Origin of the sequence: Achromobacter sp. NPDC058515 (assembly GCF_042721735.1) — a bacterium.
Taxonomy (GTDB): domain Bacteria; phylum Pseudomonadota; class Gammaproteobacteria; order Burkholderiales; family Burkholderiaceae_B; genus Achromobacter.
The window spans coordinates 138,456-161,333 of record NZ_JBHXNI010000006.1; the positions used below are offsets into that span (position 1 = coordinate 138,456).

Below are 22,878 nucleotides of genomic sequence, written 5' to 3' on the forward strand. Positions count from 1 at the left end.
TGCCCCGCCGGGGCGGGTCTTCGTGTTTTCCCGCGGTGCGGGGCGGCAGCAACATGGTGCATTGCATCAAGCACACGCAGCCGGACCGTTGCCGCTATGAATAAACCGGGGCGGCGCCACCGCTTTACCGGGATATTGCTCTGCACCATGCGGAGCCATCGCTTGTGGAATTCTTTTGTAACAATAGCCGGAATGGGCCGGTGGGACGCTTCTTGAACAACGGCTCCGGGAAAACCCCTTAAACGGGTAAAATCGATTCTTTGCACCCCTCTTTATACGGCGCCCGCATCGTGTCCCTAGTTCAGCATCTGCCTGGTTCCTCCGTCCTGTCCTCCTTTCGACGTGATCGCCTTCTGGCGCAATTGAAGGAAGCCGGCCTGCCGGTGGCCGACATATCCGCCCGCTACGAGCACTTCGTCAGCACCGACGCCGCCCTGACGGCCGAACAGCAGCAACACCTGACCCAGCTGCTGGACTACGGCACGCCCAGCACGGCGGACGCCCCGGCCAAGAGCCTGTCCCTGCTGGTGATCCCGCGCCTGGGCACCATTTCCCCGTGGGCCAGCAAGGCCACCGACATCGCCCACAACTGCGGCCTGTCGTCGGTGCACCGCATCGAACGCGGCGTGCGCTACGTGATCACGCCCGAGCGCGGCCTGCTGGGCACGAAGACCTTCGACGACGCCATGCTGGCCCGCGCGGCGGACTGCCTGCATGACCGCATGACCGAAACCGTGGTGGATGCCGGCTTCGACGGCCAGGCGCTGTTCCAGCCGCTGGCCGGCAAGCCCATGCGGACCGTCGGCGTGCAGGCGCGCGGCGCCGAGGCCCTGGCCGAAGCGAACATCTCGCTGGGCCTGGCCCTGTCCGAAGACGAAATCGAATACCTGGCCAAGTCCTTCACCGACCTGGGGCGCGACCCCACCGACGTGGAGCTGATGATGTTCGCGCAAGCCAACAGCGAACATTGCCGCCACAAGATCTTCAACGCCGAATGGGTGATCGACGGCCAGGAACAGCCCAACACGCTGTTCGGCATGATCCGCGCCACGCACAAGGCGCAGCCCGAAGGCACCGTGGTCGCCTACTCGGACAACGCCGCCATCATGGAAGGCGGGCCCGCGCAGCGCTTCCAGGCCGGCGTGCCCGGCGTGACGGGCGAGGGCGCCGAAGGCGCCAAGTACATCCGCCGCGACACCACCGTGCACACCCTCATGAAGGTGGAAACGCACAACCACCCGACCGCCATCGCGCCGTTCCCCGGCGCCTCGACCGGCAACGGCGGCGAGATCCGCGACGAAGGCGCCACCGGCCGCGGCTCCAAGCCCAAGGCCGGCCTGACGGGCTTCACCGTGTCGCACCTGCGCTTCGACGACGCCCTGCAGCCCTGGGAAGCCGACCACCACGGCCTGCCCGAGCGCATCGCCTCGCCCTTGTCCATCATGATCGACGGCCCCATCGGCGGCGCGGCGTTCAACAATGAATTCGGCCGGCCCAACCTGCTGGGCTATTTCCGTTCGTTCGAGCAGACGGCCGGCGGCACGCGCTGGGGCTACCACAAGCCCATCATGATCGCGGGCGGCCTGGGCAGCATCGACGCGGGCCTCACGCACAAAGACGTCATTCCGCCCGGCGCGCTGCTGATCCAGCTGGGCGGCCCGGGCTTTCGCATCGGCATGGGCGGCGGCGCCGCCTCCAGCATCAGCATGGGCAGCAACTCGGCCGAACTGGACTTTGATTCCGTCCAGCGCGGCAACCCCGAAATCGAGCGTCGCGCGCAGGAAGTCATCGACCGCTGCTGGCAGCAGGCCGAGAACAACCCCATCATCGCGATCCACGACGTGGGCGCGGGCGGCCTGTCCAACGCCTTCCCGGAACTGGTCAACGACGCTGGCCGCGGCGCCATCTTCGACCTGAAGCGCGTGCCGCTCGAAGAGTCGGGCCTGTCGCCCGCCGAAATCTGGAGCAACGAATCGCAGGAACGCTACGTCCTGTCGATCCTGCCCAAGGACCTGGAACGCTTTGACGCCATCGCGCGCCGCGAACGCTGCCCCTACGCGGTGGTGGGCGTGGCCACCGAAGAACGCCAACTGCGCGTGGTGGACGGCGAAGGCCTGCCCGGCCTGGACGCCATCCGCCCGCAAGGCGAGGCCGAAGTGCGTCCCGTGGACGTGCCGATCGACGTGATCCTGGGCAAGCCGCCGCGCATGACGCGCGACGTCAAGCGTTTGCCCGGCGTGTCCGGACCCCTGGACCTGGCCGGCATCGACCTGACCGAAGCCGCCTACCGCGTGCTGCGCCACCCCACCGTGGCCAACAAGTCCTTCCTCATCACCATCGGCGACCGCACCGTTGGCGGCCTGTCCAGCCGGGACCAGATGGTCGGCCCGTGGCAAGTGCCGGTGGCTGACTGCGCCGTGACGCTGGCCGACTACGAAGGCTTCCGCGGCGAAGCCATGGCCATGGGCGAACGCAGCCCCATCGCCATGCTGGACGCCCCGGCCTCGGGCCGCATGGCCGTGGCCGAAGCCCTGACCAACCTGGCCGCCGCCGACGTGGCGCGCCTCGAAGACATCAAGCTGTCGGCCAACTGGATGGCCGCTTGCGGCGTGGCCGGGCAAGACGCCGCGCTGTACGACACCGTGTCCGCCGTCAGCGAACTGTGCCAGGCCACCGGCCTGTCCATTCCCGTGGGCAAGGATTCCTTGTCCATGAAGACGTCCTGGGAACAGGACGGCGAGCAGCGCCAGGTGGTGGCGCCGGTGTCGCTGGTGGTCACGGCGTTCGCGCCGGTGGCCGACGTGCGCGCCAGCCTCACGCCGCAGCTGCGCACCGACGCGGGCGACAGCGTGCTGATCCTGATCGACCTGGGCCGCGGCCGCCACCGCATGGGCGGCTCGATCCTGGCGCAGGCCTACAACCAGATCGGCGAGACCGTGCCGGACATCGACGCGCCGCAAGACCTGCGCGCGTTCTTCATCACCATCCGCACCCTGGCCGAAGCCGGCACCATCCTGTCCTACCATGACCGCTCCGACGGCGGCCTGTTCGCCACGCTGGCCGAAATGGCCTTCGCCGGCCGCACCGGCATCTCGGTGAACCTGGACATGCTGACCTTCGATCCGCAATCGGCGGACTGGGGCGACTACAAGATCCGCCCCGAACAGGTGGCGGTGCAGCGCGACGAGCTGACGCTCAAGGCGCTGTTCACCGAAGAAGCAGGCGCCGTGATCCAGGTGCCGGCCTCGCAGCGCGACGCCGTCATGCAGGTGCTGCGCGGCGCGGGCCTGTCGGCCCACTCGCACGTCATCGGCGGCCTGAACGGCGCCGATGAAGTCGAGTTCTACCGCGACGGCAAGAAGATCTGGGGCCAGCCGCGCGCCGACCTGGGCCGCGCCTGGAGCGAAGTGTCCTACCGCATCATGTCGCGCCGCGACAACCCTGCTTGCGCCCAGGCCGAGCTGGATGTCTGGAACGACACGAAGGATCCGGGCATGCGCCCGAACGTTTCCTTCGATCCGCAGGAAGACGTGGCCGCGCCGTTCCTCAACCTGGCCAAGCGTCCGCGCGTGGCGATCCTGCGCGAGCAGGGCTGCAACAGCCAGGTGGAAATGGCCTGGGCGTTCGACACCTCGGGCTTCGAGGCCATCGACGTCCACATGACCGACCTGCTGTCCGGCCGCGTGGACCTGGCGCAGGTGCAGGGCCTGGTCGCCGTGGGCGGCTTCAGCTACGGCGACGTGCTGGGCGCGGGCGAAGGTTGGGCGCGCACCATCCGCTTCAACAGCAAGCTGTCGGACCAGTTCGCCGCGTACTTCGCGCGTCCCGACACCTTCGCGCTGGGCGTGTGCAACGGCTGCCAGATGATGGCCGCGCTGGCCCCGATGATCCCGGGCGCCGAGCACTGGCCGCGCTTCACGCGCAACCAGTCGGAAAAGTACGAGGCCCGCCTGTCCATGCTGGAAGTGGCCAAGTCGCCGTCGATCTTCTTTGCCGGCATGGAAGGCGCCCGCGTGCCGGTCGCCGTGGCCCACGGCGAAGGCTTCGCCGACTTCTCCCAACAGGGCGACGCCGGCCGCGTGCTGGCCGCCGCGCGCTTCATCGACAACAACGGGCAAGCCTCCGAAGCCTATCCGTTCAACCCGAACGGCAGCCCTGGCGGCCTGACCTCCGTCACCACCGCCGACGGCCGCTTCACCGTCATGATGCCGCACCCGGAACGCGTGACCCGCAACGTCATGATGTCGTGGGCGCCCGAGAAATGGGGCAATGCCGACACGGGCGGCGCGTACAGCCCGTGGATGCGCATCTTCCGCAACGCGCGCGTCTGGCTGAAGTAAAGGCTGACGCTTCCGCCGGGGTGGTTTTCCCGGCGCATGCGCGACACACCCCGCCGCCTGGGCATCCTGCCCGGCCGGCGGGGTGTTTTTATTGGGCCGCCGCGGCTATTTGCGGATCTTGAGCGACTTCATGAAGCGCTGCGCGCGCGACACGGCGTCGTGCGCCTCGGACGCAAGCGCGGCGACGAAGCGTTGCGCGGCCAGGCTCAGCGGGCGGCGCGGATGGTTGACCACCACCAGTTGCCGCTGCATGTCGGCGTGGATCCGCCGCACGGACAGGGCGCCCGCGTCCAGTTCATGCGCGATGGCGCTGATGGGCAGGATGGTGGCCCACGCGCCCGACTTGACCAGTTCCAGCGTAGGGGTCAGCGCGTCCATCTCCAGCCGGGGACGCGCGCCGGGGCTGCGCTTCTTCAAGACCGGATCGATGATCGCGCGCAGGCCCTGGCCCAATGACGGGACGATCAGCGCGTCGATGGGCAGCTCGCCGAATTCCACGTTGCGCAACGCGCTGTCCGACGCCGTGACCAGCACCAGTTCCTCGCTGACGAGCGGCGTGGTTTCCAGGCTGCGCACCGGCTGGATGAGATTGACGATGGCGACATCGAGTTCGCCCGCATCCAGCCGTTCCACCAGCCCCGCGCTGTAGGCCTCGGTCAAACGGATGGTGACGTCCTTGTTTTCGGCGGTGTAAAGAGAGAGGGCGCGCGGCACGATGCTGGCGCCCAGCGAGGGCACCGTGCCGACGCGGATGAGGCCCGACGTGCCGCCGCTCAGGTCCAGCATGCGCTGGCGCACGCTCTCGACCTCCTTGGACAGGGGCAACAGCATCTTGTAGAGATCGACGCCCGCGGCGGTGGGCGTGACTCCCCGGCTGGAGCGCTCGAACAGCTGGACCTTCAAGGTCTTTTCCAGCTTGGCCAGTTGCGTGCTCAGGGCGGATTGGACGATGCCCAATTCGGCTGCGGCGCGCGTCATGCCGCCGTTCCGGTACAGGCAAAGAAAGCACTCGATCTGGCGCAGATCCATGGTGTGTGGCGTGGAGTTGGAAAACCGGATTATAGGGATGAGGCCGTGTCGCTGGGCCCCGCTCTACGGGTTAACGATATGCCGATAATAGATTGTAGATAGATATATTATTAAAAAAAGAGATGGCTTTGGCGATCCTGCGGCAAGGCCGACATAGCGAGGAGACAAGACGTGGAAACCAGTACGAAAGTGTTAGGTGCCGTCGCGTTGGCGGTAGTCGGCATGTGCGGGGCGGGGGGCGCAAGCGCCCAGAGCGACAAGGTGAAGATCGCCTTCGTCACCGACATGAGCGGCCCGTACTCGGACTTTGACGGCGCGGGCGGCCTGGACGCCATACGCATGGCGGTCGCGGACTTCGGCGGCAAAGTGCTGGGCAAACCCATCGAGATCCTGTCGGCCGACCACCAGAACAAGGCCGACATCGCGTCGAACCGCGCCCGCCAGTGGTGGGACCAGGACAAGGTGGACCTGGTGGTCGGCGGCTCCAATTCGTCGGCTTCGCTTGCGATCAGCACGATCGCCGCCGAAAAGAAAAAGGTCTTCATCAGCGCGGGCGCGGGCGCCGACAGCCTCACCGAAGAGGCCTGCACACCCTACACGGTGCGCTACACCTATTCGACGTCCGCGCAGGCGCGCGGCACGGCGGCGGCCATGGTCCAGCAGGGCGGCAAGAGCTGGTTCATGCTGACCGCCGACTATGCGTTCGGCTATTCACTGGAAAAGGCCAGCATGGATGTGGTGCAGGCCAGCGGCGGTTCGGTCACGGGGTCGACCCGTCATCCGCTCAATACGTCCGACTTCTCTTCCTACCTGATGAAGGCGCAGGCATCCAAGGCGCAGGTGCTGGGCCTGGCCAATGGCGGCGGGGACCTGATCAACTCAATCAAGACCGCCAAGGAATTCGGCGTCAGCGACAAGATGCGCCTGGCCGGCCTGATGGTCTTCATCACGGACATCCACAGCCTGGGCCTGGACACGACCGCGGGCATGTACCTGACCGACGGCTGGTACTGGGACCTGGACGACCGCTCGCGCGAATTCAGCAAGCGCTTCCATGAGCGCAACAAGAAGATGCCCACCACCTTCCAGGCGGGCGACTACTCCGCCGTCACGACCTACCTGAAGGCCGTGGAGCGCGCCGGAACGACGGACTCGGACGCCGTCATGAACGCGCTCAAGTCCATGCCGATCGACGACATGTTCACCAAGGGCTATATCCGCGCCGACGGCGCCATGGTGCACGACATGTACCTCATGCAGGTCAAGTCGGCCGCAGCCTCCAAGGGCGAATGGGACTACTACCAGAAGGTGGCCACGATTCCGGGCGAGGATGCCTACGCGCCCACCAAGCCCGGCATCTGCAAGCTGAACGCGCGGATCTGAACGGACGCGGCGCAAGCCGTTTGCGGCGGGCTCGCGCCGCAGGCAAGTCTTCATCCACACACCAGAGGGAACGAATCATGGCAGAGAGTTGGCCCGAAATGGTCTATCAAAACCTGAAGGAGGCCGGAATCACGCAGATGGCGTACGTGCCGGACGCGGGGCACAGCCAGCTGATCAAGCTGTTCGAGGCGGATCCGGGCGTGGAAGCGATTTCCCTCACCACGGAAGAGGAGGGCGTGGCGATGCTGGGCGGCGCCTGGCTGGGCGGAGCCAAGGGCGTCTTGCTGCTGCAATCCAGCGGGGTCGGCAACTGCATCAACATGCTGGCCCTGATTCAGGAGTGCCGCATGCCGTTCCTGTGCCTCATCACCATGCGCGGCGAATGGGGCGAGTTCAATCCCTGGCAATGCCCCATGGGCCAGTCCACCGAGGCCGCGCTGCGCGGGGCCGGCGTGTTCGTGCAGCGGGTGGAGCACGGCAGCGACGTGCCGGAAACGGTGCGCGCGGCAAGCCTGCTGGCGTTCAACTCGAACCGGGCGGTGGCCGTGGTGATCTCCCAGAGCATCCTGGGCATCAAGAACTTCAACAAGTAGCACGAGGCAAGCGATATGAACGCTAGCGCGACAATGAACCGGCGGGCGGCGGTGGCCCGGATACTTGAACAACGGGGCGATGCCCTGGTGGTGGCAAGCCTGGGCAATCCCACCTACGACGCCTCGGCCGCCGGCGACGACGACCGGAATTTCTACGTGTGGGGCGCGATGGGAGGCGCCTGCATGGTGGCCCTGGGCCTGGCGCTGGCGCAGCCGCGGCGCCAGGTGCTGGCCTTTGCCGGAGACGGCGAGATGCTGATGGGCATGGGATCCTTCGCTACGATAGGCGTGCGCGCGCCGTCGAACCTGAAGATCATCGTGATCGACAACGAGCACTACGGCGAAACCGGCATGCAGCCGGCCCATTCGGGACGCGGCGTGGACATCGCCGGGATCGCCCGGGCCTGCGGCATCGCCGATTGCGCCACGCTGCGCAGCGAGCGCGAACTGGAGGAGAGAATCCCCGGCCTGTACCAGCCGGGCCTGCAATGCCTGGTGTTGAAGGTGGCGGCGGCGCCCGAACCCAGCAGCCTGCCGCCGCGCGACGGCCCCTACCTGCGCTCGCGGTTTCGCGAGGCAGTGCTGGGCCAGGGCAAGGGCGGCCATGCATGATCCATCAACGATTCATGACGAGGAGCGGACAGTGACGCAGAAAGCGAATTTCATCAATGGAGCATGGGTAAATGGCGACGCCACCTTGGCGAACCTGAATCCCGCGGACCCGCAGGATGTGATCGGCCAGTACGCCTGCGCCAGCGAGGCGCAGATGCGGCAGGCGGTGGAGGCCGCCCGCGCCGCCGCGCCCGCCTGGGAACGCAGCACCACGCAGTCGCGCAGCGACATCCTGTTCCGCGCCGCCAACGAGATCCTGGCGCGCAAGGAAGAACTGGGCGCCCTGGTTTCGCGCGAAGCCGGCAAGACGCAGGCCGAAGGGCTGGGCGAGGTCGTGCGCGCCGGGCAGATATTCCAGTTTTTCGCGGGGGAAGCGGTGCGCTATGGCGGCGAGAACCTGCCGTCCGTGCGCCCGGACATCGGCGTGCAGATCAGCAGGCACCCGGTTGGCGTGGTGTCCATGATCACGCCGTGGAATTTTCCGATCGCGATTCCGGCCTGGAAGATCGCGCCGGCGCTGGCCTTCGGCAATACGCTGGTGCTCAAGCCCTCCGAGCACACGCCTGGCGTCGCCTGGGAACTGTTCAATATTCTTGAGCGCGCCGGTCTGCCTCCCGGCGTGGCCAACCTGGTCAATGGCGAAGGCGCGGCGGCTGGCCGAGCCTTGCTCGAGGGCGTGGACGCCGTCAGCTTTACGGGCAGCGTCGCCACCGGCCGCAAGATCGCCGCCGCGGCATCGGAACGCATGATACGGGTGCAGCTGGAGATGGGGGGCAAGAATCCGCTGGTGGTGCTCGATGACGCCGACCTGGACGTGGCGGTGGAGTGCGCCCTGAACGGCGCCTTCTATTCGGCGGGCCAGCGATGCACCGCAAGCAGCCGCCTGATCGTTGCCGAGGGCATACATGACCGCTTCGTGGAGACGCTGGCCGGACGCATGCGCAAGCTGGTGGTGGGCGACCCCCGGGACCCGGCCACGCAGATCGGGCCGGTCATCAATGCGCCGCAACTGGAGAAGATCCTGGGCTATATCGAGTTGGGTCGCGGCGAAGGCGCCACCGTGGCCGAGGGCGGCAAGCGGGCCGATGCATCCACCGCCGGCCATTTCCTGCGGCCGACCCTGTTCACGGACAGCAGCAACGCGATGCGCATCAACCGCGAGGAGATCTTCGGCCCGGTCGCCGCCGTGATCCGGGTGTCCGGCTACGACGAGGCCCTGCAGGTCGCCAACGACACGCCCTTTGGCTTGTCGTCGGGCATCTGCACCACGTCGCACAAGCATGCCAACCATTTCCGGCTCAATGTGCGCAGCGGATTGACGATGGTGAACCTGCCCACCGCCGGCCTGGACTACCACGTGCCCTTCGGCGGCGTGAAGGCCTCCAGCTTCGGCCCGCGCGAGCAGGGCCGCTATGCGGTGGACTTCTACACGTCAACCAAGACCGCCTACATCGGCTTTTGATCCATCAACCGCAGGACGATCCGGCGCGACAGACGCCGGCAGGAGACAGGCATGGAAAAGATCGGATTTATCGGCTTGGGGCGCATGGGCAAGCCCATGGCGCTGAACCTGCGCCGGGCAGGGTTCGAGCTTGTGGTGCTGGACATCAACCAGAAGGCGGTGGATGAGCTTGTCACGGCCGGCGCGGCGGCCGGCGCCAGCGTGGCGGACGTGGCGCGGCAGTGCGGCATCATCGTGACGATGCTGCCTTCGTCCAAGGAAGTCGAGCAGGTGGCGCTGGGCAGCGGCGGGATTTTCGCCAACGCCGCCAAGGGCAGCGTGCTGATGGACATGAGCACCATCGACCCGCTGGCGACCGACCGCCTCCAGGAGCAGGCGCTGGCCCTCGGGCTGAGCGTGGTGGATGCGCCTGTCGGCCGCCTGGCCGAACACGCGGACCGGGGCGAGTCGCTGTTCATGGTGGGCGCAAGCGAGGCCGACTTCGCCAGAGTCCGGCCGCTGCTCGACGCCATGGGCACCACCACCTACCATTGCGGGCCGGTGGGTACGGGCGGGCGTACCAAGCTGGTGAACAACTACGTGGCGGTCACCCTGTGCCAGGTGAACGCGGAGGCCCTGGCATTGTCCCAGCGCTTTGGGCTGGACATCACCAAGACGCTGCAGGTGCTGTACGGCACGTCCGCCTCGAACGGGCAGCTGCGGATGAACTTCCCTAACAAGGTGCTGGTGGGCGACACCGCGCCGGGCTTCACCATCGACCTGGCGCACAAGGACATGTCGCTGATCGTCGCCGCCGCGCATGCCGCCAAGGTGCCGATGCCGGTGGCCGCGGCCGTGCACGAGTCCTTCAGCCTGGCGCGGGCGGGCCAATTCGGCGGAATCGACTTCTCGGGCATCGCGGACGCCATCTGCCATTTCGCGCAGATCGAGAAGCCGCGCGTTCCGGAAGGCTGGAAACCCGGTTGAACGTCGAGCCCTGGCCGCGCGCGTTTCCCGGCTGCGTCAGCGGCCGGGGCGCGGCCATGAAAATGTGCGTGTAACCCAATGAGATATTTAACTTTTCATTGCATTGAGCCGTTAAGGGGATAGCGTTATGCAACCCCCGGAGTGGCTTCAATGTTCAAGAATTTAAGTATCCGCGCAATCCTGACGACCGCCTTGGGCGTCTTCTTTGCACTCTTTCTGGTGACCGGCATCGCGGTCTATCAGCAACTCACGTCCAACCGCACGTCCATCGAGGTGATGCTGGACACCAACCTGGTCCGCGCCAACTCGCTGGACGACGCCGCGTCGGAACTGCTGCGGGCCCGCGTGGTGCTGTTGTCGGCGCAAAGCGCGCTGCTGGAAGGCAAGAGCCTGGACAACATGGCCAGCATGCAGCGGCTGGACGGCTACGTGACTAAGGCAACCGGCCTGATCGACACGGCGCGCAAGCTGCCGGAACTCACGCCGGCGGGCAAGCCCCTCTTCGACGCCGCGCTGGCCGCCTATGACGTCTACGCGCGCGAAGCCATCGTGCCGCTGATCGTCGCCATCCGCGCCGGCAATGCCAAGGAGGCCGGCCGCATCAACCTCGAGAAGGTCACGCCGATGGGCATCTCGTTCACGCAGGCAATCCAGCAGTATGTGGACTACGCGGACGCAGTGGGCCAGCGCGTCGCGAGCGAAGCCGCCACGCGCATCAACGGCGCGATCGTTTTCCTGATCTGCCTGCTGGTGGTGGTGGGGGTGCTGGTGGTGGGCCTGTACGCCGTCTTCGCCCGCTCGGTCTTCCGCCCGCTGCATGAGGCCGGCCGCTTGTTCGACCGCATTGCCGGCGGCGACCTGACCAACCGCATCGAACAGCGCGGCAACAACGAGATCGGCGTCCTGTACGCCGCCGTCAAGCGCATGCAGGACAGCCTGGCGCGCACCGTGTCCGCCGTGCGCCTGGGCGTGGAAGAGATCCACACCGGTTCGCGCGAGATCGCCGCGGGCAACATCGACCTGTCCTCGCGCACGGAGCAGCAGGCCGCCTCCCTGGAGGAAACGGCCGCCAGCATGGACGAACTGTCTTCCACCGTGAAGAACAACGCCGAAAGCTCGCGCAACGCTTCGCAGCTGGCGGTGGCCGCGTCCGCGGTGGCGACGCGCGGCGGCCAGGCCGTGAGCGACGTGGTCGGCACGATGCGCGGCATTGCCGACAGTTCCAACCGCATCGCGGACATCGTCGGCGTGATCGACGGCATTGCCTTCCAGACCAACATCCTGGCGCTGAACGCCGCCGTGGAAGCGGCGCGGGCGGGCGAGCAGGGCAAGGGCTTCGCGGTCGTGGCCAGCGAAGTGCGCGCCCTGGCGCAGCGCAGCGCGGCCGCCGCCAAGGAGATCAAGGGCCTGATCGACGACTCCGTGCAGAAGGTGTCCGTCGGTTCGGACCAGGTGGAAGCCGCCGGCGCGACCATGCAGGAGATCGTGACCTCGGTGCGCCGCGTGACGGACATCATCAACGAGATCTCCAGCGCCTCCGAAGAACAATCGCAAGGGATCCAGCAGGTGAACCAGGCGGTGTCGCAGATGGACAGCGTGACGCAGCAGAACGCGGCGCTGGTCGAAGAGGCCGCGGCCTCCGCTGCCTCGCTCGAAACCCAGGCGCAGCGCCTGCGCGAGGCCGTGGCGGTGTTCAAGCTGCAGACCGGCCGGGTGATCGACGCCGATGCCCCGGCCCTGGGCCGCGGCGGCGAGCCCGCGCTGATCGGCGCCTGAGCCGCGATTGCAAAAGCCGGCCAGGGCGGCTGGCCGCAACACCCCGGAAAAGGTGTCAGACACCTAAAAAGGTGTCTGACACCTCAGCTTCCTCCGGTGTCAGACACCGTCCCACATTAACAAATAGGGACGAAAGATGCCGTCCGGCGGACCCAGGCATAAAATAGCGGATTGCCCATCCCCGCACACACAGGATCCCGCGCCATGAACGCACGTATCCCCGAAGACGCACTGCCGCCCACCCTTGATCCGAAAGCCCTCCAGGCCTTTGTGGACGACAAGTGGGACAACGAGATCATCCCCGCGCTGACCGACTACATCGCCATCCCGGCAAAGAGCCCGGCGTTTGACGCCGATTGGGAAAAGAACGCGTTCATCGAGCGCGTGGTGCGCGACGCGGCGCAATGGGTGGAGGCGCAGAAGGTCTCGGGCCTGAAGCTGGAAGTGGTGCGCCTGCCGGGCCGCACGCCCGTCATCTTCTTTGACGCGCCCGCCACCCGCAGCGACAACGGCGACACGATCCTGCTGTACGGCCACCTGGACAAGCAGCCCGAATTCTCGGGCTGGCGCGCGGGCCTGGGCCCGTGGACGCCCAAGTACGAAGACGGCAAGCTCTATGGCCGCGGCGGCGCGGACGACGGCTACGCCGTGTACGCCTCGCTGACCGCCATCATGGCGCTGGACAAGCAGGGCGTTCCGCGCCCGCGCTGCGTGGGCATCGTCGAGACCTGTGAAGAATCCGGCAGCTACGACCTCTTGCCCTATGTGGACGCGCTGCGCGACCGCCTGGGCAACGTGGCCCTGGTGGTGTGCCTGGACTCGGGCGCCGGCAGCTACGACCAGCTCTGGATGACCACCTCGCTGCGCGGCATGGTGGCCGGCACGCTGGAAGTCCAGGTGCTGGACGAAGGCGTGCACTCGGGCGACTCCAGCGGCGTCGTGCCGTCGTCGTTCCGCATCCTGCGCCACCTGCTGGACCGCCTGGAAGACAGCGCCACCGGCCGCCTGCTGCCGCAAAGCCTGCACTGCGAGATTCCCGCCGAACGCATCGAACAGGTGTCCGCCACCGCCCGCATCCTGGGCGACGAAGTCTGGCGCCGGTTCCCCTGGAGCTGCGGCGCGGAAGGCGGTTTCGTGCTGCCCATGACGACCGAACCCGAAGAGGCCCTGCTGAACCGCACCTGGCGCCCGACGCTGTCCGTGACCGGCGCCGAAGGCCTGCCGCCCTTGTCCAGCGCCGGCAATGTGCTGCGTCCGCGCACCGCGTTCAAGCTGTCGCTGCGCCTGCCGCCGCTGGTGGATGCCGTGGCCGCCTCGCAGGAAATCAAGGAACTGCTGGAAGCCGACGCGCCCTACAACGCCAAGGTCATCTTCAAGGCCAACGAAGGCGCCGCCACCGGCTGGAACGCGCCCGCATCCGTGCCCTGGCTGACCCAGGCCCTGGATGCCGCGTCCCAGCAATACTATGGCGCGTCTTGCGGCTACATCGGGCAGGGCGGCACCATTCCGCTGATGAGCATCCTGCAGAAGGGCTTTCCCAAGGCGCAGTTCATGGTCTGCGGCGTGCTGGGCCCCAAGTCCAACGCCCACGGCCCCAATGAATTCCTGCACGTGCCCTATGGCAAGAAACTGACTGCAGCCGTGGCCCAGACCATGGCCGCCATGCCGGCCGCCTGACCCAGATGATTTCCACTTCCGACGCTTACGCCAATGTGGTTGCCGAAACCCGCCATTGGCTCAACCAGGCCGTGATCGGCCTGAACCTCTGTCCTTTCGCCAAGGCGGTGCAGGTCAAGGACCAGATCCGCTTTGCCGTCAGCGACGCCACCGACGCCGAAGGCGTCCTGACCGACCTGCAGGACGAATTGGCGCTGCTGGCCGAGGCCGATCCCGAAAAGATCGACACGACGCTGCTGATCCTCCCCGACGCGCTGGACGACTTCCTGGACTTCAACGACTTCGAGGACCTGTCGGACCGCCTGCTCAAGCGCATGCGCCTGGTGGGCGAACTGCAGGTCGCGACCTTTCACCCGCAGTTCCAGTTCGCCGACACGCAGCCGGACGACATCGAGAACTACACCAACCGTTCGCCATACCCCATCCTGCACCTGCTGCGCGAAGACAGCATCGACCGCGCGGTGGAGTCCTTCCCGGACGCCGCCGACATCTACGAAAAGAACATCGAGACGATGCACAAGCTGGGCCTGGAAGGCTGGAAGAAGCTGATGGCCAAGGCCTGACCAGCCGAAGCCCGCGGGGCGGCTGAGCGGCACCCTTGGTCGCCAGCCGGTCCCCTGCGATCGCATACCAAATACCGTTTAGCGAAATCGCTGCAACGCAGACCCAAAGGGCCGCCCCGGGATATCCCTAGATAGCCCATCCGTTGTATTGCATACAACATACGATCCATGTGACCGCCGCCGTTCGGCGACCGGCCTGTACGTCCTTCCCCATTTCATCGTCTTGCCTCGCGGCCGTTCCCTGGCCGCGCGTTGGCCTTTGCCCCAGTCTGGAGAGCCGTATGCGATTCACCCGCCGTCATGCCCTGGGCGCGCTTGCCGCGCTGCCCCTGATCTCGCGCCCGGCCTGGGCCCAGCAGAACTCCTTTCCGACCCGGCCCGTGCGCCTCCTGGTGGGCTTTGCGCCCGGCGGCCTGACCGACATCGCCGCGCGCGCCCTGGCCGAACGCATGGGCAAGACGCTCAAGCAAAACGTCGTCGTGGAGAACCGCCCGGGCGGCCAGGCCATCATCGCCACCGTGGCGGTGGCGAGGGCCGAGCCCGACGGTTACACGCTGGGCTTCGCGGGCACCAACGGGATGATCCTGAATCCCTTGCTCTACAACAACCTGCCGTACCAGCCGTCGGACTTCAAGCAGCTGGGCTCGATGGGCAAGTCGCCCATGCTGCTGATCGTGCATCCCGACCTGGGCGTGAAGAACGTGCAGGAGTTCATCGCCCTGGCCAAGAAGAAGCCCGGCGACATCACCAGCGCGCACGCCGGGCGCGGGGTGATCAATCACCTGGCCCTGCTGCATTTCCAGTCCAAGACGGGCACGCAGTTCCAGGACGTGCCCTACAAGGGCAGCGGCCCCGCGCTGCTGGACCTGATGGCCGGCACCGTGCAAAGCACCTTCGACTTTCCGACCTCGGCGCTCGCGAACATCAAGTCGGGCAAGCTGCTGGCGCTGGCCGTCACCGCCGACAAGCGCCTGTCCAGCCTGCCGGATGTGCCCACCATGAAAGAGGCCGGCGTCGACGACTTCGAGCTCTACACCCGCATGATGATTTCCGGCCCCGCCGCCATGCCCGCCGCGGTGGCGACGGTGCTGGAGAACGCGGTGCGCGAAGGCACGCGCGACCCCAGCCTGGTGCAGCAGTTCGCCGAGCAGGGCGTGGCCGTGGAGTTCACGTCGTCGGCGGATCTGGACAAGGTCATCGCCGACGAGTCCGCCATGTGGGCCCAGGTCATCAAGGCCAACGGCGTGCCCAAGACCGACCTGAAGGCATAAGGAGGCGCCATGACGCAACCCCGCATTGCCGTAACGCCCGAACGCGCGCTGATCGACGTCGAGCGCGACATCCGCATCGAAGGCTTTCCCGCCTACGCCTTCATCACCGTCACTGCCAGCATGACGATGTGCGGCGCGGCCTGGCGCTCCGAGGCCGTGTTCGTGGCGGGCCACGACGGCCGCCTGGACCTGCGCCGCGATTGCCCCGTATCGGGCGCCTACGCCGAGCCGGCCGCCATGGGCATCGTGTGGTCCATGGCCTGCCAGGACATGGACCGCGTGGTGTTCCCGCCCGACAGGACCGACGCGCTGACCGTGCGCGTGCGCGCCGAAAGCGGCGCGCTGTCCGCCGAGGCCACGCTGGTCCAGGACTTCCTGGCCGACGGCGTCACGCACCGCGCCGTGCGCGAGGAACTGGGCGGCATGACCGTGTCGGGCGAACTCTACACGCCCGCCGGGCCGGGGCCGCATCCCGTCGTAATCTACATGAACGGCTCCTCGGGCGGCGTGAATGCGCCGCGCGCGGCCTTGTTCGCGGCTCGCGGCTACCAGTGCCTGGCGCTGGCCATATTCAATTACGACGGCCGGCCCAAGTACCTGAACGACATGCCGCTGGAGTATTTCGAAGCGGCGCTGAAATGGGTGCGCCAGGCCCTGCAGCCGCGCGGCGGCTTCGTGGCCGTGTCGGGCATCAGCCGGGGCGGCGAGACCTCGCTGCTGGTGGCCTCGCACTATCCGGAACTGGTCAGCGCCGTCGTCGCGTATGTGCCGTCGCCCGTGATGCATGGGGTGGTCAGCGCCGGCGCGCCCGGCACGGGACGCAACGCCCAGGTGTGGACCAGGCAGGGCGAGCCTTTGCCGCACCTGTGGCGGGACAACGCCACGGCGGACTGGGAAGCGGCCTATGCGTCCGAGCCGCCGTATCGCCAGACCCTGGCCTTCCTGAGCGCCACGCGCGATGCCGCCGCGTTCGAGCGCGCGCGCATTCCGGTGGAGAACTATCCCGGCCCGATGATGCTGGTCAGCGCCTCGGACGACGGCTTCTGGCCCAGCACGGCCTATTCGGAAATGGTGGTGCGCCGGCGGCAGGCCGATGCGCTGCCGTCGTTCCACTACGTGTGCGCGGGGGCGGGGCACCATGTCCACTATCCCCATCTGCCCGCCACCCTGATCAGCAAGCCGCATGCGATGTCGGGACTGCTGCTGGACGCGGGCGGCACGCCGTCGGCCAATGCCGCGGGCAACGAGGGGTCCTACCGGGCGGTGCTGGATTTCCTGGCGCAGGCGCAGCGCGGGCAAGCCGAATCCGACTAGTCCGGAAGACGCGACAGGGGGGATGCGCCCTACAGGGATTTTCCCTAGGCGCATCCGCCGGTTTTTTGGGTTATTTGTACGTATACGTAATGAATGCCGCCACAGAGCGGCCCCGACATCACGCGTCAGTCCGGCCGCAGGTCGAATGGCAAGACCCGTAGGCCACCACGGAGACACCATGAAAGACGGCGAAATCCTCTCGGGCTTCCTGGCCCCGCATCCTCCGCACCTGGTCTACGGCGAAAACCCGCCCCAGAACGAACCCCGCTCGCAAGGCGGCTGGGAAATGCTGCGCTGGGCGTACGAACACGCGCGCGACAGCATCGAACGGCTCAAGCCCGACGTGCTGCTGGTGCATTCCCCGCATTGGATCACCCAGGTCGGCCATCACTTCCTGGGCGTGCCCGAGCTGGCGGGCAAGTCCGTGGATCCCATCTTCCCCAACCTGTTCCGCTACGACTTTTCGCTGAACGTGGATGTGGAACTGGCCGAGGCCTGCTGCGAGGAAGGCAGGCGCGCCGGCCTGGTCACGAAGATGATGCGCAACCCGCGCTTCCGGGTGGACTACGGCACCATCACCACCTTGCACATGGTGCGGCCGCAATGGGACATCCCGGTCGTGGGCATTTCCGCCAACAACACGCCTTACTACCTGGACACCAGGGAGGGCCTGGGGGAAATGGACCTGCTGGGCCGCGCCACGCGCGAAGCCATCCGCAAGACCGGGCGGCGCGCGGTGCTGCTGGCCAGCAATACGCTGTCGCACTGGCACTTCCACGAAGAGCCTGCCATTCCCGAGGACATGTCCAAGGAGCATCCCGAGCGCTACGACGGCTACAAGTGGGACATCCGCATGATCGACCTGATGCGCCAGGGCAGGATGCGCGAGACCTTCCAGCTGCTGCCGCAGTTCATCGATGAGGCTTTCGCCGAGGTCAAGTCCGGCGCCTTCACCTGGATGCACGCGGCCATGGACTATCCCGAACTGCCCGGCCGCTTCTACGGCTATGGCTCCGTCATCGGCACCGGCAACGCCATCATGGAATGGAATCTGCAGGACGCCGGCCTGTCGCGCATCGCCCAACCCGCCGGCGCCTGAGCGCGCCCATTGCCGGAAGAGGGCGCGCCGGACGCGCCCCAGGCCTCTCGGAGAAATCGCCATGACCGTCGTATCCGCATTCCTTGTCCCGGGCAGCCCCTTGCCGCAGCTGCGTCCCGACGTCGCCCCCTGGGGACGGCTCGCCTGCGCCATGCGCGCCGCGGGCGCGGCGCTGGCGGCATCGCGCCCCGACTGCGTGCTTGTCTATTCCACGCAATGGATGGCCGTGCTGGACCAGCTGTGGATCACACGCGCACGCAGCATCGGCCTGCACGTGGACGAGAACTGGCACGAGTTCGGCGAACTGCCGTTCGATATCGCCAGCGATGCGCCATTGGCGCAGGCCTGCGTCCAGGCTTGCGCAACGGCCGGCGTTCACGCGCGCGGAGTCGACTACGACGGTTTTCCTGTCGATACCGGCACCATCGCCGCCAGCACCATGATGGGCTTCGGCGGCACGTCTTTGCCCACGGTGATCGCCGCCAACAACCTTTATCACGATGGCGCGCAGACCGAGGCGCTGGGCCGGCTGGCCGCCGAGTGCGCGGGCCGCCAGGGCAAGCGCGTTGCCGTGCTGGGCATCGGAGGCCTGTCGAACTCCATGTTCCGCGAACCCGTGGAACTGGAGCAGGACCGCATCATCAGCGAGGCGGACGATGCCTGGAACCGGCGGATCCTGGACATGATGGAAGCTGGCGATGCGGCCGGACTGCGCGACCAGATCCCGCACTACGCGCGCGAGGCGCGGGCGGACATGGGGTTCAAGCACTTTTACTGGGTGCTGGGGGCGCTGGACGGCAGGCTCCAGGGCGCAAGAGTGCTTGAGTATGCGCCCCTCTACGGCAGCGGAGGGGCGGTGGTGGAGATGATGGCGAACTGAGGCGGGCGGAAGGCCTACTTCAAGGGCGCCGCACCGCCTCCACCTGGATCTCCAGTTCCACCTCGGGCTTGAAGCCCATGTCCAGGCCGAAGGTCAATCCAAAGTCCTTGCGGCTGAATTTCGTGGACACGTCGGCGCCGCATACCTCGCGTTTCTGCATGGGGTGGTCGATGCATTTGAAGTCGTCGATGTCCATCTTGACCTGCCGTGTGACGCCGCGCAGGGTCAGGTCGCCGGTCGCCTCCTTGGGGCGGTCGCCGTCGAACTTGGTGAACTTGCCCTTGAAGGTGGCGGTGGGGTATTTGGCCGCGTCGAAGATGTCTGGGGCGACGGCGTGCTGGTTCATCTCGTCGTGGCCAAAATCCACCGAGTTGATGTCGACCGTGACTTCCACCGTGCCGGTGCGCGCCTCGCGGTCCAGCACGACCACGCCGCGGGACTGGTTGAATTTGCCGCGCCAGGTGGAAAGGCCGCCGAAGTGATCGGCCTCGAAGCTCGGGTAGGTATGCGAGGGATCCAGGTCATAGGTCGCTGGCGCGGCCGTGGCGGCAGCGGCCGGCATCAGCGCGGCGGCGCCCAGCAACAGGGACGGGATCAACTTCATTGCGGCTCCTTGTGTATGGCGATCTGACCCGCGGGCGGGGCGCGGGCGTGAGCAGACGCATCACAATAACATTCAGGAAGAAGTCAGAAGTCGCGCTCCGGGCGAGGCAATAATTTAAAATTGCGAACGGCCGCCCACTCGTTCGACACGGGGCCGCAGGAGATATCAGCATGGCATCCACACCAGGCCCGCAATCGCTCTTCTATGAAGACCTCGCGGTCGGCGACGTATTCGTCAGCCAGCCGCACCAGCTGGACGAAGGGCAGGTAATCCGCTTCGCCGAGCAATTCGATCCCCAGCCCTTCCACCTGGACGCCGAGGCGGCCAAGGACTCGTTCTTTCAGGGCCTGGCCGCCAGCGGATGGCATACCGCCGCGATCACCATGCGCCTGCTGGTCCAGAGCGTGCCCCTGGCGGGCGGAGTCATCGGCGCCGGCGTCGAAATCAGCTGGACACGGCCCACGCGGCCGGGGGACGCCTTGAAGGTGACCAGCACGATCGCCAGCATTACGGCATCGCGCTCCAAGCCGGATCGCGGGATCATCGTGCTGGAGAGCATTACCTCGAACCAGCTCGGCGAAGACGTGCAGAAACTGGTGAGCAAGGTCCTCTGCTTCAAAAGGCCCGAGCAAGGCGCCAAGCCGGCAGCCTGAGGCCTTATTCCTCGTTGGCCCACTCCACCTGCACGCCCAGGCTGCGCAGGTTCTCGACAAAGCGCGGATGGGCGCGGCGGATCGGCGTGGCGTTGCGGATCTCCGAACGGCCCTTGATGCTGCTGGCCACCATGAACAGGGCGATCGCTACGCGGATGATGTAGGGGCTTTCAACCACCGCCGGCGTCAGCGGCGTGCCGCCAAAGGTCACCACCCGGTGCGGGTCCGACGAGAACACATGCGCGCCGAACTTCGACAGCTCGCCGGTCCAGCCCAGCGCGCCGTCGTAGACCTTGTTCCAGAACATCGCATTGCCTTCGGCGCATACGCCCAGCGCGATGAAGATGGGCAGCAGGTCCACCGGGAAGTACGGCCACGGCGCCGCCTCGACCTTGGTCAGCACATTGCTGGTGAAGGGCGTCTGCACCTTCAGCGGCCCCGAGCGCAGCGCGCGCGACCAGCCGTTTTCGTGCACGATCTGTACGCCGAACTTGGCGAACGTGCGGTCGATCAGCGGAAAATTGCCGGGCGTGCTGTTGCGCACCACCACGTCGCCGCCCGTGATCGCGCCCAGCGCGAGGAAGGTCGTGATTTCGTGGAAGTCTTCCTCGAAGGTGAACTCGCCGCCGCCCAGGCGCACGCCGCCGCGCACCGTCAGGCGCGAGGTGCCGATGCCGTCGATGTCGGCGCCCATCATCGCCATGAAGCGGCAGAATTCCTGCACATGCGGCTCGGAGGCGGCGTTGGTCAGCGTGGACTCGCCTTCGGCGGCCGCCGCGCACAGCACGAAATTCTCGGTCGTGGTCACCGACGCGTAGTCGAGCCAATGATGGGTGGGCTTTAACGGGCCGCTCGCGCGGACCAGCAGGGAACCGCTGGCGCGTTCGACTTCGCCGCCGAACGAACGGAAGATGTCCACGTGCGGATCGATCTCGCGCACGCCCAGCGTGCAGCCCTTGACGTTGTCTTCCAGGCGCGCCACGCCAAACCGGGCCAATAGCGGCGGCACCAGCATGATCGAAGAGCGCATCTCTTCGGGCAGCCGGTGAACGGCGGCGTCAAACGCGGTGTCGCGGTGGTGCAGCTCCAGCGTGCGCGTCGCGTCGTCCAGCCGGATCTCGCTGCCCAGCGTGCGGAAGATGTCGAGGATCTTGCGGACATCGGTGATGTCCGGAACCCCGTGCAGCCGCAGCGGCTGGTCGGTCAGCAGCGTGGCGCACAGGATCGGGAGCACCGCGTTCTTGTTGGCCGAAGGGACGACGCGGCCGCGCAGGGGCGTGCCGCCGTGGACGATGAGATTGGACATGGGGGTGTGGCCGGCCGGGAAAGAAATTAGAGGAATCGCCGGGAATTGTACCGGCGTCCTTTAGAAGGGGATTTAGACCAAAAGCCCCCAAACGTTTCAAACTGAAATGCTCGCCCAGCCTAGTGGCCGATGGCCACCGCGCCGGCGCTGCGCAGTCCGGGCCGGAAGGCATGCGCATGCGACGACGAGACGATGGCCAGCGCGATCGCCGCCAGGATCACCAGTGCCCACGGGAAGGCGCCGACCCCCCAGGTTTCCAGCAGCATGCCTCCCACCACGCCCGCCGCCGCAATGGCGCCGTTCCATGCCACGACATTCATCGAAAGCGCCACATCGGCGCCCTTGCCCGCGGCGTCCGCCAGCGCGGTCTGCAGCAGCGTCGCCGCGCCGCCAAAGCTCACGCCCCATACGGCCATGCCCAGGTAAACCACGGCAGGACTGGCCGCCGCCAGGCCGAACGCCAGCGCCGTGAGCGCAAACGCGGCAAGGCTCGCCAGCACCGTCGCGCGCAGGTGGCGGTCAACCAGCTTGCCCGTGATCCAGATGCCGACGAGCGCCGCCGTACCGAATATGAGCAGCACGAGGTCTACCCGCCCGGCCAGTCCGGCAGGCGCGACGAAAGGGGCAATGTAGGTATAGAGGATGTTGTGGGCGAGCATCCACGCCACCACCACAGCCAGCACGGCCCGGACCCCCGGCGTCGTGAACACCCTGCGCAGCGGCATCCGTTCATGGGCGGACTGCCCGGGATAGTCGGGCACCTTGGCAAGCACCCAGGCGATCAGCGCCAGCGTCAACGCGGACATGATCCAGAACGCCATGCGCCAGCCCACCGTCGACCCCAGCAATGTCCCCAGCGGGACGCCCAAGGACAGGGCGATGGGCGTGCCCACCATCGCAAGCGCCAGTGCGCGCCCCTGCTGATAAGGGGCGACCATGCGCCGCGCATAGCCCGCCAAAAGACTCCAGGCCAGCCCCGCGGCAACCCCGGCAAAGAATCTCGCAACCAGCGTCAGCCAGTAATTCGAAGACAGGGCAGTGGCGGAATTGAAGACCAGGAATCCCACGATGGTCATCAGCAGGACGTTGCGGCGGCGCCAGCCGCGCGTGGCGATCGTCAGCGGTATGGCGGCCAGCAGCGAGCCCAAGGCATAGGCCGTGACCATCTGCCCCGCGAGCGACTGGCTGACCCCCAGCCCGTCGCTGATCTGCGGGAGCAGGCCCGCGGGCAGGGTCTCGGTCACGATGCAGATGAAGCCGGTCATGGCCAGGGCCAGGAGCCCGGCGATGGGGAGGCGGTCGGACTCAGGCTGTCCGGTATGAATGAAAGAGTGACTCACGCAAGAATCC

18 protein-coding genes are annotated in these 22,878 nt (G+C 66.9%); 14 read left to right on the forward strand and 4 right to left on the reverse strand.

All coding sequences use genetic code 11. The features are described from left to right. Nucleotides 1-290 precede the first annotated feature (290 nt). Nucleotides 291-4,340, forward strand: coding sequence for a phosphoribosylformylglycinamidine synthase (gene purL / locus ACFWP0_RS12990; RefSeq protein WP_377842526.1), 4,050 nt, complete (start codon nt 291-293; stop codon nt 4,338-4,340). 105 nt (nt 4,341-4,445) lie between these two features. On the opposite strand, the gene ACFWP0_RS12995 is transcribed toward purL, so the two are convergent. Continuing rightward, a complete protein-coding gene (locus ACFWP0_RS12995; RefSeq protein WP_377842527.1) occupies nt 4,446-5,369 on the reverse strand; it encodes a LysR family transcriptional regulator in 924 nt (307 codons plus the stop codon). A gap of 222 nt (nt 5,370-5,591) precedes the next feature. Here ACFWP0_RS12995 and ACFWP0_RS13000 point away from each other — a divergent pair, with 222 nt between their 5' ends. The 12 genes from ACFWP0_RS13000 (at nt 5,592) to ACFWP0_RS13055 (ending at nt 18,965) form a co-directional block, all read left to right on the forward strand. Continuing rightward, nucleotides 5,592-6,752, forward strand: a complete 1,161-nt coding sequence (locus ACFWP0_RS13000; RefSeq protein ID WP_377842783.1) for an ABC transporter substrate-binding protein — start codon at nt 5,592-5,594, stop codon at nt 6,750-6,752. Nucleotides 6,753-6,829: 77 nt separating this feature from the next. Beyond that, nucleotides 6,830-7,345 carry a phosphonopyruvate decarboxylase gene (locus tag ACFWP0_RS13005; RefSeq protein WP_377842529.1) on the forward strand — a complete coding sequence of 172 codons (516 nt, stop codon included), beginning with the start codon at nt 6,830-6,832 and terminating at the stop codon, nt 7,343-7,345. A gap of 15 nt (nt 7,346-7,360) precedes the next feature. Further along, entirely contained in the window at nt 7,361-7,957 is a 597-nt protein-coding gene (locus tag ACFWP0_RS13010) for a thiamine pyrophosphate-dependent enzyme (protein ID WP_377842530.1), read from the forward strand. 31 nt (nt 7,958-7,988) lie between these two features. Further along, nucleotides 7,989-9,419 (forward strand): aldehyde dehydrogenase family protein, encoded by a 1,431-nt coding sequence (locus ACFWP0_RS13015; RefSeq protein WP_377842532.1) that lies wholly within the window; start codon nt 7,989-7,991, stop codon nt 9,417-9,419. An 18-nt stretch (nt 9,420-9,437) separates the two neighbouring features. Then, nucleotides 9,438-10,385, forward strand: a complete 948-nt coding sequence (locus tag ACFWP0_RS13020; protein WP_377842784.1) for an NAD(P)-dependent oxidoreductase — start codon at nt 9,438-9,440, stop codon at nt 10,383-10,385. A 150-nt stretch (nt 10,386-10,535) separates the two neighbouring features. Beyond that, nucleotides 10,536-12,161: a methyl-accepting chemotaxis protein gene (locus ACFWP0_RS13025; RefSeq protein ID WP_377842533.1), complete on the forward strand. Its 1,626-nt coding sequence runs from the start codon at nt 10,536-10,538 to the stop codon at nt 12,159-12,161. A 204-nt stretch (nt 12,162-12,365) separates the two neighbouring features. Then, nucleotides 12,366-13,838 (forward strand): M20 family metallopeptidase, encoded by a 1,473-nt coding sequence (locus ACFWP0_RS13030; RefSeq protein WP_377842535.1) that lies wholly within the window; start codon nt 12,366-12,368, stop codon nt 13,836-13,838. A gap of 5 nt (nt 13,839-13,843) precedes the next feature. Next, nucleotides 13,844-14,401, forward strand: a complete 558-nt coding sequence (locus tag ACFWP0_RS13035) for a DUF1415 domain-containing protein (protein ID WP_377842536.1) — start codon at nt 13,844-13,846, stop codon at nt 14,399-14,401. A gap of 281 nt (nt 14,402-14,682) precedes the next feature. Then, nucleotides 14,683-15,672 (forward strand): Bug family tripartite tricarboxylate transporter substrate binding protein, encoded by a 990-nt coding sequence (locus ACFWP0_RS13040; protein WP_377842538.1) that lies wholly within the window; start codon nt 14,683-14,685, stop codon nt 15,670-15,672. 9 nt (nt 15,673-15,681) lie between these two features. Next, a complete protein-coding gene (locus ACFWP0_RS13045) occupies nt 15,682-16,986 on the forward strand; it encodes an alpha/beta fold hydrolase (protein ID WP_377842539.1) in 1,305 nt (434 codons plus the stop codon). 178 nt (nt 16,987-17,164) lie between these two features. Further along, nucleotides 17,165-18,085, forward strand: a complete 921-nt coding sequence (cnbCb, locus tag ACFWP0_RS13050; protein WP_377842540.1) for a 2-aminophenol 1,6-dioxygenase subunit beta — start codon at nt 17,165-17,167, stop codon at nt 18,083-18,085. A gap of 61 nt (nt 18,086-18,146) precedes the next feature. Continuing rightward, on the forward strand, nt 18,147-18,965 hold the full coding sequence (locus ACFWP0_RS13055; RefSeq protein ID WP_377842542.1) for a tRNA U-34 5-methylaminomethyl-2-thiouridine biosynthesis protein: 819 nt from the start codon (nt 18,147-18,149) through the stop codon (nt 18,963-18,965). A gap of 19 nt (nt 18,966-18,984) precedes the next feature. Here the strand turns inward: ACFWP0_RS13055 and ACFWP0_RS13060 are convergent, their stop codons facing one another. Next, entirely contained in the window at nt 18,985-19,569 is a 585-nt protein-coding gene (locus ACFWP0_RS13060; protein WP_377842543.1) for a YceI family protein, read from the reverse strand. Between the two features lie 170 nt (nt 19,570-19,739). Here ACFWP0_RS13060 and ACFWP0_RS13065 point away from each other — a divergent pair, with 170 nt between their 5' ends. After that, a complete protein-coding gene (locus ACFWP0_RS13065; protein ID WP_377842545.1) occupies nt 19,740-20,222 on the forward strand; it encodes a MaoC family dehydratase in 483 nt (160 codons plus the stop codon). Between the two features lie 4 nt (nt 20,223-20,226). On the opposite strand, the gene ACFWP0_RS13070 is transcribed toward ACFWP0_RS13065, so the two are convergent. Both ACFWP0_RS13070 and ACFWP0_RS13075 read right to left on the reverse strand, forming a co-directional pair. Beyond that, nucleotides 20,227-21,528, reverse strand: coding sequence for a UDP-N-acetylglucosamine 1-carboxyvinyltransferase (locus ACFWP0_RS13070; RefSeq protein WP_377842546.1), 1,302 nt, complete (start codon nt 21,526-21,528; stop codon nt 20,227-20,229). Between the two features lie 119 nt (nt 21,529-21,647). Next, nucleotides 21,648-22,793: an MFS transporter gene (locus ACFWP0_RS13075; protein ID WP_377842786.1), complete on the reverse strand. Its 1,146-nt coding sequence runs from the start codon at nt 22,791-22,793 to the stop codon at nt 21,648-21,650. Nucleotides 22,794-22,878: the final 85 nt, after the last annotated feature.

Coding starts and splice junctions, on each gene's coding strand:
- ACFWP0_RS13005 (WP_377842529.1), top strand. CDS start 6,830: ATGGCAGAGAGTTGGCCCGAAATGGTCTATCAAAACCTGAAGGAGGCC.
- ACFWP0_RS13075 (WP_377842786.1), bottom strand. CDS start 22,793: ATGACCGGCTTCATCTGCATCGTGACCGAGACCCTGCCCGCGGGCCTG.
- cnbCb (WP_377842540.1), top strand. CDS start 17,165: ATGAAAGACGGCGAAATCCTCTCGGGCTTCCTGGCCCCGCATCCTCCG.
- ACFWP0_RS13000 (WP_377842783.1), top strand. CDS start 5,592: ATGTGCGGGGCGGGGGGCGCAAGCGCCCAGAGCGACAAGGTGAAGATC.
- ACFWP0_RS13055 (WP_377842542.1), top strand. CDS start 18,147: ATGACCGTCGTATCCGCATTCCTTGTCCCGGGCAGCCCCTTGCCGCAG.
- ACFWP0_RS13065 (WP_377842545.1), top strand. CDS start 19,740: ATGGCATCCACACCAGGCCCGCAATCGCTCTTCTATGAAGACCTCGCG.
- ACFWP0_RS13010 (WP_377842530.1), top strand. CDS start 7,361: ATGAACGCTAGCGCGACAATGAACCGGCGGGCGGCGGTGGCCCGGATA.
- ACFWP0_RS13060 (WP_377842543.1), bottom strand. CDS start 19,569: ATGAAGTTGATCCCGTCCCTGTTGCTGGGCGCCGCCGCGCTGATGCCG.
- ACFWP0_RS13040 (WP_377842538.1), top strand. CDS start 14,683: ATGCGATTCACCCGCCGTCATGCCCTGGGCGCGCTTGCCGCGCTGCCC.
- ACFWP0_RS13030 (WP_377842535.1), top strand. CDS start 12,366: ATGAACGCACGTATCCCCGAAGACGCACTGCCGCCCACCCTTGATCCG.
- ACFWP0_RS12995 (WP_377842527.1), bottom strand. CDS start 5,369: ATGGATCTGCGCCAGATCGAGTGCTTTCTTTGCCTGTACCGGAACGGC.
- ACFWP0_RS13035 (WP_377842536.1), top strand. CDS start 13,844: ATGATTTCCACTTCCGACGCTTACGCCAATGTGGTTGCCGAAACCCGC.
- ACFWP0_RS13070 (WP_377842546.1), bottom strand. CDS start 21,528: ATGTCCAATCTCATCGTCCACGGCGGCACGCCCCTGCGCGGCCGCGTC.
- ACFWP0_RS13045 (WP_377842539.1), top strand. CDS start 15,682: ATGACGCAACCCCGCATTGCCGTAACGCCCGAACGCGCGCTGATCGAC.
- ACFWP0_RS13025 (WP_377842533.1), top strand. CDS start 10,536: ATGTTCAAGAATTTAAGTATCCGCGCAATCCTGACGACCGCCTTGGGC.